The 17557-nt window shown below is 62.1% G+C and carries 15 protein-coding genes and 1 pseudogene; 13 read left to right on the top strand and 3 right to left on the bottom strand.

Annotated features, from left to right (window positions below; translation table 11 throughout):
• Window positions 1–76 precede the first annotated feature (76 nt).
• Window positions 77–712, top strand: coding sequence for a Uma2 family endonuclease (locus tag LT988_RS23250; RefSeq protein WP_232407890.1), 636 nt, complete (start codon window positions 77–79; stop codon window positions 710–712).
• Window positions 709–1143, top strand: a complete 435-nt coding sequence (locus LT988_RS23245; RefSeq protein ID WP_232407889.1) for a nuclear transport factor 2 family protein — start codon at window positions 709–711, stop codon at window positions 1141–1143. The genes LT988_RS23250 and LT988_RS23245 overlap by 4 nt, the downstream gene beginning before the upstream one ends.
• 69 nt (window positions 1144–1212) lie before the next feature.
• On the opposite strand, the gene LT988_RS23240 is transcribed toward LT988_RS23245, so the two are convergent.
• The 3 genes from LT988_RS23240 to LT988_RS23230 form a co-directional block, all read right to left on the bottom strand.
• Window positions 1213–1899, bottom strand: coding sequence for a DUF6064 family protein (locus tag LT988_RS23240; protein WP_232407888.1), 687 nt, complete (start codon window positions 1897–1899; stop codon window positions 1213–1215).
• Window positions 1899–2831 carry an aldo/keto reductase gene (locus LT988_RS23235; protein WP_232407887.1) on the bottom strand — a complete coding sequence of 311 codons (933 nt, stop codon included), beginning with the start codon at window positions 2829–2831 and terminating at the stop codon, window positions 1899–1901. The genes LT988_RS23240 and LT988_RS23235 overlap by 1 nt, the downstream gene beginning before the upstream one ends.
• Window positions 2832–3108: 277 nt before the next feature.
• Window positions 3109–3396 carry a hypothetical protein gene (locus tag LT988_RS23230; protein ID WP_232410677.1) on the bottom strand — a complete coding sequence of 96 codons (288 nt, stop codon included), beginning with the start codon at window positions 3394–3396 and terminating at the stop codon, window positions 3109–3111.
• Between LT988_RS23230 and LT988_RS23225 the strand changes: the two are divergent.
• The 11 genes and pseudogenes from LT988_RS23225 to tssH form a co-directional block, all read left to right on the top strand.
• Window positions 3338–3706 (top strand): annotated as a pseudogene (locus LT988_RS23225) (IS4 family transposase); the annotation flags it as partial. The gene LT988_RS23230 and the pseudogene LT988_RS23225 sit on opposite strands and share 59 nt — an antisense overlap.
• A gap of 448 nt (window positions 3707–4154) precedes the next feature.
• Window positions 4155–5501 (top strand): IS701 family transposase, encoded by a 1347-nt coding sequence (locus LT988_RS23220; RefSeq protein ID WP_232407886.1) that lies wholly within the window; start codon window positions 4155–4157, stop codon window positions 5499–5501.
• Window positions 5502–6575: 1074 nt separating this feature from the next.
• On the top strand, window positions 6576–7628 hold the full coding sequence (gene tssA, locus LT988_RS23215) for a type VI secretion system protein TssA (RefSeq protein ID WP_232407885.1): 1053 nt from the start codon (window positions 6576–6578) through the stop codon (window positions 7626–7628).
• A gap of 28 nt (window positions 7629–7656) precedes the next feature.
• Window positions 7657–8202: a type VI secretion system contractile sheath small subunit gene (tssB, locus tag LT988_RS23210; protein WP_232407884.1), complete on the top strand. Its 546-nt coding sequence runs from the start codon at window positions 7657–7659 to the stop codon at window positions 8200–8202.
• Entirely contained in the window at window positions 8195–9688 is a 1494-nt protein-coding gene (gene tssC / locus LT988_RS23205) for a type VI secretion system contractile sheath large subunit (protein WP_232407883.1), read from the top strand. Before tssB ends, tssC begins: the two co-directional genes overlap by 8 nt.
• 114 nt (window positions 9689–9802) lie before the next feature.
• Window positions 9803–10291: an Hcp family type VI secretion system effector gene (locus LT988_RS23200; protein ID WP_232407882.1), complete on the top strand. Its 489-nt coding sequence runs from the start codon at window positions 9803–9805 to the stop codon at window positions 10289–10291.
• Window positions 10292–10444: 153 nt separating this feature from the next.
• Complete coding sequence (locus LT988_RS23195; RefSeq protein WP_232407881.1) at window positions 10445–11266, top strand: type VI secretion system accessory protein TagJ; 822 nt, start codon at window positions 10445–10447, stop codon at window positions 11264–11266.
• Window positions 11259–11771 carry a type VI secretion system baseplate subunit TssE gene (gene tssE, locus LT988_RS23190; protein WP_232407880.1) on the top strand — a complete coding sequence of 171 codons (513 nt, stop codon included), beginning with the start codon at window positions 11259–11261 and terminating at the stop codon, window positions 11769–11771. Before LT988_RS23195 ends, tssE begins: the two co-directional genes overlap by 8 nt.
• Before the next feature lie 7 nt (window positions 11772–11778).
• Entirely contained in the window at window positions 11779–13656 is a 1878-nt protein-coding gene (tssF, locus tag LT988_RS23185) for a type VI secretion system baseplate subunit TssF (protein WP_232407879.1), read from the top strand.
• Window positions 13620–14711 carry a type VI secretion system baseplate subunit TssG gene (gene tssG / locus LT988_RS23180; RefSeq protein WP_232407878.1) on the top strand — a complete coding sequence of 364 codons (1092 nt, stop codon included), beginning with the start codon at window positions 13620–13622 and terminating at the stop codon, window positions 14709–14711. Before tssF ends, tssG begins: the two co-directional genes overlap by 37 nt.
• The gene (tssH, locus tag LT988_RS23175) at window positions 14708–17497 is read left to right on the top strand and encodes a type VI secretion system ATPase TssH (RefSeq protein ID WP_232407877.1); all 2790 of its coding nucleotides are present in this window, start codon (window positions 14708–14710) and stop codon (window positions 17495–17497) included. The genes tssG and tssH overlap by 4 nt, the downstream gene beginning before the upstream one ends.
• The last annotated feature ends 60 nt before the right edge of the window (window positions 17498–17557 follow it).

Raw genomic sequence — 17557 nt, 5'->3', positions numbered from 1 at the left:
AATCTTTGAACTAGATCCGGCATTTTGAACCGCAAAGGCGCAAAGGACACAAAGCTCACCGAGAGCGACCACAGCCATGATGCCCGCCAACCAGGCTTCGTCCGTCTGCGACACCGACCATGTCGATCAACGTATCTTCCTGCGCAACGTCGGCTGGGACGACTACGAGGCCGTGCTGTCCGCCCGCGGCGACGACGGCGGAGTGCGCATCACCTATTTCAACGGTGAGCTGGAGCTGATGACACCTTCCGTCGACCACGAATCGCTCAAGAAGCGGCTCGCCCGTCTACTTGAGACCTATGCCGAGATCAGGGACATCGAGCTCGAAGGCTACGGCTCTTGGACCCTGAAGGAAAAGGCGAAGCGGCTCGGTGCCGAGGCGGACGAGTGCTATCTGGTCGGCCCGATCCGCCCGGCATCGAAGATTCCGGATATCGCGATCGAGGTGATCTGGACCAGCGGCGGTGTGGACAAGCTCGCGGTCTATCGCGGACTCGGCGTGCCCGAGGTCTGGTTTTGGGAGGACGGCACGCTGCGCTTCTTCGTGCTGCAGGACGAGACCTATCTCGCCGCGACGCGCAGCCGCGCGCTGCCCGATCTCGATCCCGCCCTCATCGTCCGCTGCATGGGAGAGCCGACCCAAACGCGCGCGATCCGCGCGTTGCGCACCGCGCTCCTCGGCGCCCCGGCGGGGCCGGATTCAGGCAGATGAGCCAATTCCAGACCCCGGAGGAGGTCGAAGCCGCCTTCTATGCCGCCTTCGAGACGCTCGATATCGCCTTAATGGGAGGGGTCTGGGCAAAGGAGCCAAGCCCCGTCTGCGTCCACCCCGGCGGTGATCTCCTGCTGGGGCGCAGCGAGGTGCTGCGCAGTTGGCGCGAGGTCTTGACCGGGGCCGAGCCGCCGGATCTGCACTACCGCGTGATCCAACGCTCCGCGACCCGGGAGCTTGCCGTCCATCTGGTCGAGGAGTTGATCCGCCCGAGCCGCTCTCGCGAGGAGCCCAACCGGATCTTGGCGACGAACGTCTACCGGCAGACCGCAGAGGGCTGGCGGATGACCGCCCATCACGCCTCGTTGCCGCTCATGCGAAAACGACCCGATAGGACAGTTACGGAAGCGCCGAAGCCCCGCATGCACTGAACCGTCGAGCCGGGATCCGCCGGTTGCTTCCCGTCCGCGAGGGTTAGGACAGGAGGGCATCGCGGCAGCTCACGGGGCCTTGAGCACGCTTCGCCTGGACGCCCACGGCCAACCCACGACGCCCAGGTAGAGCAAGGCGGCAAGTGGCATGACCGGCCAGGTCGGAAGGCCCAGAACCCAGAGGGTCGCCCCGCTGACGAGACACCAGGCGAGCGGGATGATCGACAGCAACCAGCGCAGCGGGTGGCGAACGAGCAGCAGGAAACCAAGCGTCGCGACAACCGTCGGATCCGGTGCACTGCCGAAGACCTCCAGGCCGTACCAGGGCCGACCGGAGACAAGACCAATCAGTGGCTGCAGCGCAAGTGCGAAAACGAGGAGCCAGATCGCCGCGCCGAACCCCCTATCCGCGCCTTCCGGCGACCCCGCAACCGGGCGCCACCCGAGAAGGATGACCAGTAGCACGCCCTGCAGCACGAAGCCGACCCCGAAATAGAGCCCCGGCCAGCTCAAAGGCGCGTACCAGTAGATCTGAAAGACCCAACCGACCCAAATCCAGCAGACCCCGGCTAGAAGAAACGGCGCGCGAAGCACCCTGCCCTCTACCCGACGCGCCGTGAACAGGGCCATCAGCCCCATCGCCAGCCCGATGATCGGCGCCGGCCACACCCCGACGTTGTAGCGCTCGAACAGCCTGAAATAGGTCTCGCGCGAAAACGGGATCAGGTCGACGAGCGAGTAGCTCAGGAGGTCCATCAGAGCGCGGCGACGTCGGCAGCCATGCGGCGTCGCAGTGCCGCATCCGGCATACCACCGCGCCCGCCCGCCATATTCTCCTCCATATGATCCACCCGACTGGTCGCCGGGATGGCACAGGTCACGGCGGGGTGCGAGACGATGAATTTGAGCAGGATCTGCGACCAGGCGGTGCAGTCGATCTCGCGCGCCCAACCCGGTAAGGGGTGGCGCTCGACGCGGTCGATCAGTGAACCGCCCTGAAAGGGCCGATTGGCGATTACCGCGATCCCCCGCTCCGCCGCCAACGGAAGCAGACGGGCTTCGGCCTCGCGATCCGCGATGTTGTAGGTCAACTGCACGAAATCGATCGGCTGCGTCTCCATGATCTGCGCAAGCTCCGCATGGCGACGACCGTGCGAGGTGGTGATACCGATATAACGCACCTTCCCGTCGGCCTTCATCGCCGACAGGGTCTCCAGATGGTCGCGCCAGTTGACCAGGTTGTGGACCTGCAGAAGATCCAGTCGCGGCAAACCCCAGAGACGCTCCGATGCCGCGATCTGCTCGAGACCCTCCGCGGTCGAGGAGGTCCAGACCTTGGTCGCCGAAAACAAACCCTTGGGGCGATCGAGCCGCGCCAGGCAACTGCCGACGACCGCCTCGGCCGTGCCGTACATGGGCGAGGAGTCGATCATGCCGCCGCCCGAGTTGAAGAAAGTCCGCAAGACATCGGTGCGCGCATCGCGCGCCACCGGGTCGTCGCCGACGTTGAAGGTGATCCAGGTTCCCATGCCGACGACCGGCAGAGGCTCGCCGGTCGATGGGATGGGCTTGGCGAGGAATTGTCCCTCCACCGCCCTCGCCTTGCCCGGAAGCGTGAAGAAGGGCAAAGGCCCGACCGCAAGGGCCGCAAGAAAGGCACGCCGACTCGATACGCAAGATCGATCCATAGATAACCTCCGAATGGCATCCGCCGAGCGGACTTTAGAATCCCGGAGTTTGACCATCATCCATGGGATGGTTGCAAAGAGCTCATCGATCAGCCCAATCGATAAGGCGTATCCGGCTTGGGTCGCACTCGGGCAACGAGCTGACCCTGCCCATCGTCGAAGGGTCCGGGCCTTAGAGGATGGCGACTTTGCTTGGCCGATGACATGGGCGATGAACGTTGCGCGCGCACTGCAAACATTCGATCCACTCTACCCGCAGGACAATGGGGAGTCGCCGCTACGGCAGTTGCAGGTGCATCTTGCCAACGCGCTGCCCTACGACCTGGAAGAAACCGAGCTTAGCGAGTGCAAGAACCTCGCGCCACACTGGCATGACTGGCAGGCCGTCGAAGCAGCTTGCTCGCACCTTGCGACCGTTATCTTCGACCGGGTGTGCGATCTGCAAGCGGGGTTTGCGCGCGTCGCCGAGCTGGCGGCCGAGCTGCCGGAGACGCGTCGGGTGTGCCGAACGGCTGTTCTTGGTGTTGAAGGAAGGCTGCCGCGTGGAGGCGTTGCAGTTGAGCACCCTGGAACGCCTCGAGCGCGCCTTGGCGCTGTTTCTGGTCGTCGCCTGGCGCGTCGCGCAGCTGATGCGCTTGGGTCGGACCCTGCCGAAGCTGGAGGCCGAGCTGTTCTTCGCGCCCGAAGAGTGGCAGGCCGCCTACACGCTCTCCGAGAAACCCCCGCCCAAAGAGCCGCCACGCCTCAACACCGTGATCCGCCTGATTGCCGGCCTCGGCGGATTCCTCGGGCGCAAGGGCGACGACGAACCCGGCGTGAAGACGCTTTGGCTCGGCCTGCAACGCGTCACGGACTTCGCCGCCGGGCTAAGATAGTGCCCGACAGCTCCATGAGTCATGAGACGTATGTAATGGGATGGACGAAACGATTACTAATGATTTCGCGTCGCTCCAGTCGACTTCCAGGGAGCTTGGCGTGAAACGTAAACGCAAACACCGAGGAGAACGAAATGAACGTCAAATTCCAACTCACTCCCGATGAGCGCGCCAGCTTTGAAGGAAATCCACGACCGGTACGCGTCCGAGGGCCGGTTGCGCTCATGCGGTTGGTTGGAACAACATCGGCTGGCCGTGCGAATGATCCGTTCGGGCGATACTGGTTTAACGAACGGTACTTTTGTAAGCTCGACTTTGGCCATTTCCGGGCCTCGGCGGAAGCGCCGCGAGGCGCCGGGAGCGACGGTGACAGACCCGATTGATGTGGCGGCAGAGGGCCGCGGACGGTATCGTCCGATGTCGACCAAAACCTCGGACCTGCCTGCGGATGTTCCCTCTGCCTGCCGCGATTGTATCTGTTCTGCAGCCCTTTGCCGGCCTGTTCACCGCGCCGACCCTGGCGCATCTGCACGTCTTGCTCACGGGAACGCTGCTGGCGCAAGGGCCGCGCACGGTGACGGCGGCGCTGCGGGCGATGGGGCTGAGCGCGGAGCGGCGCTTCGAGCGTTACCACCGGGTGCTGAATCGGGCGCGTTGGTCGTCGCGCCAAGGGGCGCGGATTCTGCTGGGGTTGTTGCTCGGGATGTTGCCGGCGCAGGTGCCGATCGTGGTGGCGGTCGACGAGACGCTGGAACGGCGCAAGGGCGCGCGCATTCGAGCGAAGGGGATGTATCGCGATGCGGTGCGCTCGTCACGGAGCAAAGTCGTGACCTGCTTGGGGCTGGAGTGGATCTGCATGGCGTTGTTGGTGGCCGTGCCGTGGAGCACGCGGCCTTGGGCGCTGCCTTTTCTCACCCGCTTGGCACCGTCGAAACGGGCCGACGAGGCGGCCGGGCGGCGCCATCGCACGGTCGTGGAGCTCACCATCGGGATGGTCTGGCTGGTCTCGCGCTGGCTGCAGCAACGCCGCTGGATCCTGCTCGGCGACGGCAGCTACTCCTGCATTCAGCTGGGGGGGGAAGTGCTGGCCGCGCAAGCGACCCTGGTCACGCGCCTGCGCCTGGATGCACGCCTGTTCGCCTTTCCCGAGCCGGTGCCCGCCGGGCGGCGCGGCCCCAAGCCGAAGAAAGGCGGCGTACTGGCCAAGCTCGCCACACGCGAGGAGGCGGCGCGCACCCGAGGCGAGGAGGTCGCGATTCAATGGTACGGACAGCCCAAAACGCTGCGCCTGCTTAGCGAGGTGTGTCTGTGGCACACCGCGGGATGGCCGCCGTTGCCGATTCGCTGGGTGCTCGTGGTCGATCCCGAGGGCCGGCTGCCGACGCAAGCCTTCTTTACCACCGACCTGAACATGGCGCCGGCCCGCGTCGTGGAGCTGTTTGTTCAGCGCTGGTCGCTCGAGGTCACCTTCGAGGAAGTCCGTCGCCACCTCGGCGTCGAGACCCAGCGCCAGTGGAACGATCTGGCGATCGCACGCACCACGCCGATGCTGATGGCGCTGTTCTCGCTCGTCTGTCTCATGGTCTACCGGTGGCGCGAGCGCTGGGACGCCCTGCCGCGCTCCACGGCTTGGTATCTGAAGTCCCACGCCACCTTCTCCGATTGCCTGGCCCTGGTGCGGCGCACCATCTGGGCCGAGGAGAATTACGCCTACTCACGGTCCGAGGGGGAGATGGTCCTAATTTCGTCCAAGCGACTCGATCGCCTGCTGGAACAGCTCGCGGCGACCGCCTAGATTGGCCAAAGTCGAGGTAAGGTGATCGATTTTATTACGGACCACCACTCGGAGGTTTCATTAATCAACCACTACCTTAAGCTCGTGGTTCGCGATGGAACTGCTGTGTGCTACGACTGGAATTCGTTTGGAAAGCTATATCAGCTTCGCGTTCCCGCAGGTGTTGAGCTACAGGCATACGTCGGTCGAGCTAGGCCCCAACCGTTCTTTTCCACCACCGACCCAAGCCAGAGAAAGGCCCTACCGCACGAGGTGTTGGCTGGCGGTGAGGTGCAATATGTAGTCGACGTAGACACCATTGGCAGGCAGCACGTGATCGGGCCAATTCCGGTTGGAATCGCGGGTATCGGTCATGCAGCTCTACGTTCATAAGATCGACCTAGAGCTGAAGAGTAGCGACCGCCCATTCTTAATTAGAGGAAGTAACAAAACCGAGTTTCTCGTTTTCCTACGTTGACCATCCCCATGACTGCCTCGACGACGGGATTTCGTGTACCCTGGCCGGGATCGCCGCAGTCGACTCCGAAACCCACGTCGGCGAGATCATGGGCGAGCGCCCACCCAAATCGGCGAAGGCATATCCGGCGCGCCGCGCGGGAGGCTGCTCAAACCTGAGGCCATCGATCCGGATGATAGTTTTGGCCACGATGCAGAACTGCCGATGTTTGTTGAACGCATCGGGATTGCGGGCCTGCTTCCGCTCACTGCCGATCTTCTGCTTGATTTCTTTAGCATCGGGCCTCGAAAGCCCAACACGAAAACCGCCATAGAGACGTTTTGAGCACTTCCCGAATCGAGGAAACCTAACCTCTCCCTGAACTTCGGGGTCGACTGCGACGATCCCGGCCAGGGCACACGAAATCCCTCGTCGCTGCGGTCACGAGTTTGGTCGCATGAGAAAACGGGGAAACTTCAGCTTGGCATATCGCGCCCATTTGGACTAGCATCGCGAGAGAAAATCCCAGCAGCCGGCTAGGTTTGTAAAACCTATCCAATCGTCTCGTCGATGCGACAAAGACATTGCACGCAACACGGGGCACGAAGAACCGCTAAGACCAACTCGGGGCAACCGTGATGCCGGTAATCGATGTTGACGCGCTGCTGACGCCTGTTTCCGCAGAGATGCCCGCGGGTGAGGACCGGGAGTACGATCCGGCATTCCTTGAGGTGATGAGGCTCGCAGCCGGAACGCCTGAGCGGGTCATGGGCAATACTGTCGTCCCGGCGGAACAACCAGACTGGCAAAGAGTCCAGAGCGCTTGTGTGGACATTCTGCTGCAGTCCAAAGATCTCCGCATCGCCACATTGCTGTTGCGGGCCTTGATTCGAACATCCTCTCTGCCGGGCTTGCAAGCGGGCATACAAGTTCTGGTCGGCATCGTTGATCGTTATTGGGATCAACTGTACCCGTCCCTCGACGCGTCCGACGATAACGACGCGACCGAGAGGATCAGCGTACTGGCAACGCTGACCGATCCAACCGTCCTTCTCACGCCCCTTCGCGATGCGCCTCTGATTCGTTCACGCACCTTCGGCCCCCTCTCTTTACGCGATATCGAGCTTGCGGAGGGTAAGTCCAAACCGCCATCCGGCGTGACGCCTTTGGACACCGCGTCCGTGCACGCGGCATTCATGGACTGCGACCTAGACGAGCTTGCGTCACACGCGATCGCCGCAGCCTCTGCTTCGGAGCAGATTCGCGCACTGAGCGCATCGCTGGGGGCGCACGTCCAGGCGATGGCGTCTCCGGATTTCGACGCGTTGCTAACGCTCCTGTCGAGTATCGAAACGACTCTGCGTGCCCGCCTGAACGAACGTCGGCCAGCAGACGCCGCGCCCGATGCCGACTCGAGCGCACATCAACCAAGCAGTGTGTCCGGTCATGGCGGCAGCGGAAGGATGTCCTCGTCCAATGCCGATTCAATGCAGATCACGGGTCGAGATGACGTCGTTCGCGTGCTTGACGCAGTCTGTGCTTACTACACACGCAGTGAGCCGTCAAGTCCCGTACCGTTGCTATTGAAGCGCGCACGCCGCCTCGCCACGATGGATTTCTTGGCGATCATGAACGACCTAGTACCCGAGGCATTGGATAAGGTTACGGCGATCAAGGGACCTGATTCATAAACGGTTTAAATAAGACGGGGGAGAGAAGATGGCCAAAGAGAGTAGTCAAAAGTTCGTCGCTCGAAATCGGGCACCCAGGGTCCAGATCGAGTATGACGTGGAGCTTTATGGTGCTGAGAAGACCATTCAGCTGCCTTTTGTTATGGGCGTGTTGTCGGATCTGTCCGGCAAACCGGAAACCCCTCTTCCACCCGTCGGCGACCGCGCTTTCCTTGAGATCGACGTCGACAATTTCGACGACCGACTCAAATCCATGAAGCCTCGTGTCGCCTTTCAGGTGCCGAATAGCCTAACTGGTGAAGGCAACCTCAATGTTGAACTGACCTTCGAGAGCATGGACGATTTCTCCCCCGCTGCGGTCGCACGCAAGGTCGACTCGTTGAACAAGCTTCTGCAAGCCAGAACGCAGCTGTCGAACCTCCTGACCTACATGGACGGTAAAAGCGGGGCCGAAGACCTCATCGCGAACGCGTTGAACGACCCCGCATTGCTCAAATCTCTGGCGAGTATGCCGAAACCGCACGAAGCAGGCCAAGCCGACACCGCCGCCGCGGAGGACAACAAGAATGGCTGAGACCGAGAAACAAGCCGAATCCGCGGTCCAACTTGAGACGGCGCCGGCAGGGGACTTTGCTTCACTTCTGCAGCAAGAGTTCAAACCGCGATCAGACCGCGCAAGAGAGGCAGTCCAAGACGCGGTTCACACCCTTGCGGCCCAGGCGTTGGAACAAACCGGGCTCATTTCGGATGACGCGGTTCGGACCATCGAATCGATCATCGCGGAGATCGATCGCAAACTCACCCAGCAGGTCAATCTGATCCTGCACCACCAGGATTTCAGTCAGTTGGAAGGCAGTTGGCGGGGATTGCACTACCTTGTCAACAACACCGAAACAGACGAGATGCTCAAGATTCGCGTCATGAACATTTCGAAAAAGGAAATCCATAAAAATCTGAAAAAATTCAAGGGCACCGCTTGGGATCAAAGCCCTATTTTTAAGAAGGTCTACACGGAAGAATACAGCATGTTCGGCGGCGAACCATTTGGCTGCCTGGTTGGTGACTATTACTTTGATCACAGTCCGCCAGACGTCGAGCTACTGGGACAGATGGCGCAGATCTCCGCTGCCGCACATACTCCCTTCATTACCGGCGCCGATCCGGGCGTATTTCAGATGGAGTCGTGGCAAGAGTTGAGTAACCCACGCGATCTAACAAAAATATTCCAGACCCCGGAGTATGCCGCCTGGAAGTCTTTGCGTGAATCCGAAGACTCGCGCTACATCGGCTTGGCCATGCCGCGGTTTCTATCCAGATTGCCTTACGGAGCCAAGACCGATCCGGTCGAAGAGTTCGACTTCGAAGAGGAGACTGCCGCCGGAGACCATTCGCGGTATACCTGGTCGAATGCAGCTTATGCCATGGCCGTGAATATCAATCGGGCATTCAAACTTTACGGCTGGTGCTCCCGTATTCGCGGTGTGGAATCGGGCGGTGCGGTCGAAGGTTTGCCGGTGCACACCTTCCCGACCGACGACGGCGGCATCGACATGAAGTGCCCCACAGAAATCGCGATCGACGATCGGCGGGAAGCTGAGCTGGCCAAGAACGGATTCATGCCGCTGCTGCATAAGAAGAACACCGATTTTGCCGCGTTCATCGGAGCGCAATCATTGCAAAAACCCTTCGAGTACGATGACCCGGACGCAACTGCAAACGCCAACCTGGCCGCACGTTTGCCCTACTTGTTCGCCGTCTGTCGATTCGCGCATTACCTCAAAGCGATTGTCCGAGACAAGGTCGGATCGTTTAAGGAGCGCGAAGACATGGAGAAATGGCTCAACAAATGGATCAACAAATACGTCGAACCCAATCCGGCCAATGCGTCCGAAGTCGATAAGGCACGCAAACCGCTCGCAGCCGCGAAGGTCGTCGTGGAAGAAGTCGAGGGCAACCCCGGCTACTACACCTCCAAGTTCTATCTCCGGCCACACTATCAGTTGGAGGGTTTGACGGTATCGCTACGCCTCGTGTCGCGACTTCCCTCGGAAAAGGGCTGAAGAAGAGATAAACCTGCTCCAGCGATCAACGCGGGCTTCATCCGTGCGGTCAAAATTCCGCCGCACAAACTTCGCCCTCAGGGGCATATAAAAGAGAGTCGGAGGAAATGAGCGATGGCAGTCGACATGTTCATGAAGATCGAGGGCGTCGATGGAGAGAGCACCGACGACGGACACGACAAATGGATCGAAATTTTGAGTTACAGTCACGGCGTTAGTCAACCGGTGTCGGGCGCCAGCGCAACGGGGGGGCGCACTGGGGGCCGTGCTGATTTCCAAGATCTCGTTGTCGCAAAGACCATCGACAACGCGACCTGCGACCTCAACATCAAGTGCGCTAAAGGCGAGCATATTCCGAAAATCGAATTGGAGTTGTGCCTCGCGACCGGTGACAAGCATTGCTTCATGAAGTACGTGCTGGAAGATTGCATCGTCACATCGATCACGCCGGGTGGATCGCAAGGCGATGAGATCAAACCCATCGAGCAGGTCTCTTTCGCCTACGGAAAGATCAAATGGGAATACACACCAATTGATCACACGGGTGCTCCGGGCTCAAGCACCGATCGCACATGGAGTCTGGAGAAGAACGTCCAGGAATAAGGGGTCTGCGCATCGCTCTCCGGGGTAGGATGCAGGAGGGTGGGTCCCTCTTGGCATTATCGACGATACGACGCTGACCATTTGGTCAGCGCCTCATTTTGTCCTCGAACCGAGTTCGGCTGGGGGACTTTCCTTCGGCGGTGGAGAAGCCCGATGGACGCAGAACAGGCGCTGAAAGAAGGCGATCTTGACACTGCGCTGAAACAGCTTCAGTCGCAGGTACGCAAGGCGCCGGCCGATGCAAAACTCCGGATCTTCTTGTTCCAACTGCTCTCGGTCCTGGGCGAATGGAAAAAGGCCCTGAATCAATTGAATGTTGCAGCTGAACTCGACGCCGGCACGCTGGCAATGGCTGGAACCTACAGACCTGCGCTGCAATCGGCTGTCTTGCGCGAGCGCGTCTTCGCCGGTGAGCGCGACCCCATCGTCTTTGGTGAACCCCAGCGCTGGATCGCACTGCTGTTCCAAGCGCTTCGGCTGAGCGGACAAGGCAAAGCGGAGGAATCACAAGGGTTGCGCTCTGAGGCATTCGACGAGGCCCCGGCGACGGCCGGCCAAATTGACGGCGATCCGTTCGCATGGATCGCCGACGCCGATATGCGCTTAGGACCGGTCGTGGAAATGGTGCTGAACGGACGATACAACTGGGTCCCCTTTCAACACATTCGCTGTATCCGTTTCGAAGAACCCAGCGATCTTCGCGACCTCGTGTGGGTACCCGCTCGAGTCACCTGGACCAACGGCGGTGAATCCGTGGCGCTGGTACCGACCCGCTATCCGGGATCTGAGTTCAGCGAAGACGCCAGCATCCGACTCGCACGCCGTACCGATTGGCTAGAGCGCGGCTCAGGGCTGTTCGTCGGGCTGGGACAACGGATGCTCGCAACCGATCAGGGTGAGTACCCCCTGCTAGGTATACGCGAGATCAGTCTGGAACAGACCAATTCGGCAGCCGACGGAACCGGTGATGGCTGAACTGACACCGAAGGAGCGATTGCAACCATCGCTACTCGATCGACTAACGGACAACGCGCCCAAGACGACCGAGGAGTCGCGCGACGACCGGGTGCTGTCGCCGCGGCGGCTCAAGGCCTGCGTCTTACGTGATTTGAAATGGCTGCTGAATACCTGCGATTTGGCATCCGTTGCGGAACTGGACGCCTTCCCCGAGGTCCGGCAGTCCGTATTGAACTTCGGCTTGCCCGACTTGGCCGGGCGGCATGTGTCCGGCCTGGATGTCCTCACGCTGGAACGCGATCTGCGCCAAGCCATCCTGCGCTTTGAGCCGCGCATCACGCGACAGTCGCTGGTCATTCGCGCCGTCGTCGACGAGTCGCACATGAACCACAACGCCATCCGTTTCGACATCGAAGGCGAGCTCTGGGGGCAACCCCTGCCGCAACAGCTCTACCTGAAGACCGAAGTGGATCTGGAGTCCGGTGAGGTGGCCGTCGTGGAAGCAACAGGAGGCGGCGACTGACGCGATCATGGACCCACGTCTCCTCGCCCATTACAACCGAGAACTCCAACACCTGCGTGGAATCGGCGGGGAGTTCGCAGCCGAGTTCCCGAAGATCGCCGGCCGCCTCGGCCTCACCGCCTTCGAATGCGCGGACCCCTACGTCGAGCGCCTGCTCGAGGGTTTCGCGTTCCTCGCCGCTCGCGTCCAGCTCAAGATCGAGGACGAATTTCCGACCTTCACCCAGCACCTGCTGGAGATGATCTATCCGCACTACCTGGCCCCAACGCCGTCGATGGCCGTCGTGCAGTTGCAGCCGGACCCGACCGAGGGGGCGCTGGCAGCCGGCTTCGCGATCCCGCGTGATACCCTGCTGCGCGGGACCCTCGGCAAGGGCGAGCAGACAGCGTGCGAGTACCGCACAGCGCACGAGACGGTTCTTTGGCCCATCGAGATCACCCAGGCGGAATACTTCAGCCATGCCGGCCCGGTCGCGAAGACCGACCTGCCAGCCCTGAACCGCAGCAAGGCGGGCATCCGCCTGCGCCTGCGCGCAACCGCGGGCTTGAACCTGCGCGACATCCAACTCGACCAATTGGTGCTCTTCCTGCAAGGCAGCGACGAGGTGCCGTTCACGCTGTACGAACAGCTCACCGCGAATCCGGTCGCCGTACTCATACAGCCGTTGCCGCGCCCCCTGCCCTGGCTGACGGAACTTCCCGGCTCCACGCTGAAACCCCTTGGATTCTCGGCGGACGAGGCCCTGTTGCCATACACGCTGGCCTCTTTCCAAGGCTATCGCAACCTCCACGAGTATTTCGCGTTTCCCGAGCGCTACCTCTTCGTAGCGCTGGACGGTCTGGCCCCGGCACTGGCTCAACTGAACGCACCAGAGGTCGACATCATCGTACTCCTGCCGTCGCCGGCGAAGGCACTCGACGGCGCCCTCGATGCCGGCAACTTCGCACTGCACTGCACGCCTGCCATCAACCTGTTTCCCAAGCGCTGCGATCGCATCCATCTCGACAAGGGCGGGCCCGAATTCCATGTCGTCCCGGACCGCATACGACCCATGGACTTCGAGATCTATCGTGTCGACGGTGTATCCGGCTATGGGGCATCGAGCACGACCTCCCGCGAATTTCGTCCTTTCTACGCCGCAACCGACCTAACCCACCCCGACGAGCATCCGGCCTATTACAGCGTGCACCGCGTCCCCCGCAGACTCTCGTCGCGTCAGCGCAGACAGGGTCCGCGATCGAGCTATTCCGGCAGCGAACTCTACGTCAACCTGGTCGATGCCGCCGCGGCACCCTGGTCAGCAGAACTGCGCCAGCTCGGGGTCACCTGTCTCTGCACCAATCGAGACCTACCGCTGCAAATGCCCGTGGGTGCGGGCAAGACGGACTTCTCTCTCGAATCCGGGGCTCCGGTGCAGGCCGTGCGGGTGCGTGCTGGACCGACCGCGCCGAAACCATCCCATGCGCACGGCGATACGGCCTGGCGACTGATCAGCCATCTTTCCCTGAACTATTTGTCCATCACCGATACCGACGGCGGAACCGGTGCCGGAGCGCTGCGCGAATTGTTGGCCCTATACGCGGACCTCACCGTCGCCGGGGCGCGCCATCAGCTCGAGGGGCTCCGCTCGGTGTCTTCGCGCCCCATCACGCGCCGTCTCCCCGGCGTGCGCCCGATCACCTATGCCCGTGGAATCGAGATCGCGCTCGACCTCGATGAGAGCGCCTTCGAGGGGACCGGTGCATACCTGTTAGGCACGGTCCTCGAGCGCTTCTTCGCGCGCTATGCCTCCATCAACGGATTTACCGAGACCTTGCTCACGACCCCCGACCGCGGAGAGCTGAAGCGATGGCCGGCGACCATCGGCCTGCGCCCGACCCTCTAGCGCTGCTCAGCGAACTGGAGCGCGAACCCTGGCGTTTCAGTTTCCTGCAGACGCTGCGGCAGTTGGAGTGCCGGTATCCCGAGCGACCACGGGTCGCCAGCTCGGCCAAGGCGGCGGACGATCCGATCCGACTCGGCCAGACACCGTCGATGATCTTTGCACCGGCCGAACTTGCCGCTCTGCAGCGCCGCGGCGCCGGACTCCCGCCGCTGTTGCTGGTCCATTTTCTTGGTCTTCTCGGCCCGAATGGCCCCTTGCCTCTGCACCTGACCGACTACGCGCGGGACCGCTTGCGCAACAACGACGACCCCACCTTCGCCCGCTTTCTCGATCTCTTCAATCACCGCATGCTCGGGCTGTTCTACCGAGCCTGGGCACAGGCGCAGCCCGCGGTCGCCTTCGACCGTGCCGACAGGCACCGATTCGCCGTCTACCTCGGCGCGCTGCAGGGCACCGGCATGTTTTCCTGCGCCGATCGGGACAAGATGCCAGATCTCCTAAAGCTGCACTTCACCGGTCATCTCGCCTGCCAGGCACGGCATCCGGAAGGGTTGCGCGCCATCCTCGCGGACTTTCTGAAACTGCCGGTCCAGATCGAGGAATTCGTCGGCCATTGGCTCACGCTGCCGAATGACTGCCGCTGGCGCCTCGGAGAGTCGCCGAACACCGGTGCGCTTGGTCAGACGACGACGGTCGGCGGCCGCGTCTGGGACCATCAGTCCAAGTTCAGGGTCCGCATCGGACCGCTGAAGTTGCCGGACTACCTGCGCCTGCTGCCGGGGGGCAAGAGCCTGGATGCGGTCAAGGCCATCGTGCGCAATTACATCGGCGATCAGATCGGCTGGGATCTGAACCCGGTGTTGGCGCAGCCGGAAGTCCCGCAGACATGCCTGGGCCAAGCGGGAAGGCTGGGCTGGACGACCTGGGTCAAGAGCCGTCCACTCGGCCGTAACGGCGATGACCTCAAGCTCGACCCAAGTATCATCACAACGATCAACGCGCCTTCGCCAGAAACAATAAAACAAGCCGTATCCAATGGAGGATCCGCACGATGACCGAGATCAGCCGCAGCGCGCTCTTCGGCAAGCTTAACCCGCTCGCGTACAAGGCCATCGAAGGCGCGACCGTTTTCTGCAAAATGCGGGGTAATCCCTATATCGAGCTCGTGCATTGGCTGCATCAGATCCTGCAGAATCAAGACTCGGATCTGCATCGGATCATTCGTCAATTCGATCTTGACGCGGCCCGGCTTGCCAAAGACCTCACCGATGCCCTCGATCGCTTGCCGCGCGGGTCGCGTTCCATCGCCGATCTGTCGTCGGACGTGGAGGAAACCGTCGAGCGCGGCTGGGTCTACGGCACGCTGATGTTCGGCGAGACCCAGGTCCGCACCGGGCACCTGATGGTTGGCATGCTGAAGACACGCGGATTGCGCACCGGTCTGCTCGGGATCTCGGCGCAGTTCGACAAGATCAGCGCCGAGCGTCTCACCGAGGATTTCGCCGAGTTCCTCGCCGACTCACCCGAGGCCGGCATGGGCACCAGCGACGGATTTCGGGTCGGGGGCGGCGCGGCCCCCGGTGAAGCCAGCGGTGCCATTGCCCCGGCGCAGATGGGCAAGCAGGAGGCACTGAAGCAGTTCTCTATCGATCTCACCGAGCGCGCGCGCAACGGTGAGATCGACCCCATCGTCGGCCGCGACGAGGAGATCCGTCAAATCATCGATATCCTGATGCGCCGGCGCCAGAACAACCCGATCCTGACCGGCGAGGCCGGCGTCGGCAAGACAGCCGTCGTCGAGGGATTCGCGCTGCGCATCGCCGCCGGTGAAGTGCCGCCGCCGCTCGCGGACGTCACGCTGCGCACCCTCGACGTGGGCCTGCTCCAGGCCGGCGCGAGCATGAAGGGCGAGTTCGAGAACCGCCTGCGTCAGGTCATCGACGAGGTGCAGACCTCGCCCAAGCCCATCATCCTATTCATCGACGAGGCACACACGCTGATCGGTGCGGGAGGCAGCGCCGGCACTGGCGACGCCGCCAATCTACTCAAGCCCGCCCTGGCTCGCGGGACGCTGCGCACGGTGGCCGCAACCACCTGGAGCGAGTACAAGAAGTACATCGAGAAAGACCCCGCCCTCACCCGTCGCTTTCAGGTGGTCCAGGTGGACGAACCGAGCGAAGACAAGGCCATCTTGATGGCAAGAGGGGTCGCATCGACCTTGGAGCAGCATCACCGGGTGCAAGTGCTCGACGAGGCCCTTGAGTCCGCCGTGCGCCTCTCTCATCGCTATATCCCGGCCCGGCAATTGCCGGACAAGGCGGTCAGTCTGCTGGATACGGCCTGTGCGCGGGTCGCTATCAGCCAAAGCGCCGTCCCGGGTGAGGTCGAGGATTGTCGGCGCCGCATCGAGGCGTTGCAGACCGAACTCGACATCATCGCCCACGAGACCGCCGTCGGTGTCGACACCGCCGAGCGTGAGGCAAGAGCCCGGGAAAAGCAGGCTGCGGAACAGGAACTGCTCACCACGCTCGAAGCCCGTTGGGACAACGAGAATCAGTTGGTCAAAGACATTCTCGCGTTGCGGGCCGAGCTGAGAGGCCAAGCCGCACCGGTGGAAGGCACGGGAATCACGTTGGAGCAAGCCGCAGGATCTGAGACCGACGCCACCACCTCAAACCCAGAAGCTCAGGAGGCGACCGCGGTATCCGCGGATGAGGCAACGGCCGCAGCGCCGGCGCTGTCCGACGAAGCGCGCGCGGAGACATTGGAGCGCTTGCGTGAGCTACAAACCAAGCTGCATAGCCTGCAAGGTGAAAGCCCGTTAATCCTACCCAGCGTCGACAGTCAAGCCGTGGCCTCGGTAGTTGCGGATTGGACCGGCATCCCGGTGGGCCGCATGGTCAAGAACGAGGTGCAGGCGGTCTTGCAACTGGCCGAGACGCTGAACAAGCGGGTCATCGGCCAGCGCCACGCGCTGGATATGATCGCCCGTCGCATCCAGACCTCTCGTGCCCGCCTCGACAACCCCAACAAGCCCATTGGCGTATTCCTGCTCGCCGGCCCGTCCGGCGTCGGCAAGACCGAGACCGGCCTGGCGCTGGCCGAGGCCCTCTACGGCGGCGAGCAGAACATCATCACCATCAACATGAGCGAGTTCCAGGAGGCACACAGCGTCTCCACGCTCAAGGGCTCGCCACCCGGCTACGTCGGCTACGGCGAGGGCGGCATTCTCACCGAGGCGGTGCGGCGCAAGCCCTACAGCGTCGTCCTGCTCGATGAAGTAGAAAAGGCCCACCCGGACGTGCACGAGATCTTCTTCCAGGTATTCGACAAGGGCTGGATGGAAGACGCCGAGGGCCGCCATATCGATTTCCGCAATACGCTGATCCTGCTCACAACCAACGTCGGTACTGATCTGGTCATGGGTCTGTGCCAAGACCCGGACCTGATGCCGGAACCCGAGGGCATCGCCACCGCGCTGCGCGAACCCCTGCTAAAGACCTTCCCGGCGGCACTGCTCGGCCGCTTGGTCGCTATCCCATACTATCCGCTCAACGACGAGATGCTGGCAGCGATCATTCGGCTGCAACTCGGGCGCGTCGTGCGACGCATCGAAGACAATCACCGCATCCCGCTGACCTTCAGCGACGAGGTCGTGACCCTCATCGCCACGCGATGTGCCGAGGTGGAAAGCGGCGCCCGCGTGGTGGATGCGATCCTCACCAACTCCGTGCTACCGGAGATCAGCCGCGAACTACTGATCCGCAGCATGGACGGTCGGGCGGTTGCCGGCGTCAAGATCGGGGTAAACGATGACGGCTTTCAGTTAGATTTCGACTGACTCAGAGCGCCAACAATGTCTGTTTGCGAAACAATCGACTCGATGATCGGCAAGTTCCCA

Origin of the sequence: Thiocapsa bogorovii (assembly GCF_021228795.1) — a bacterium.
Lineage (GTDB): Bacteria > Pseudomonadota > Gammaproteobacteria > Chromatiales > Chromatiaceae > Thiocapsa > Thiocapsa bogorovii.
This window is presented reverse-complemented; position numbering and strand designations above follow the sequence as displayed.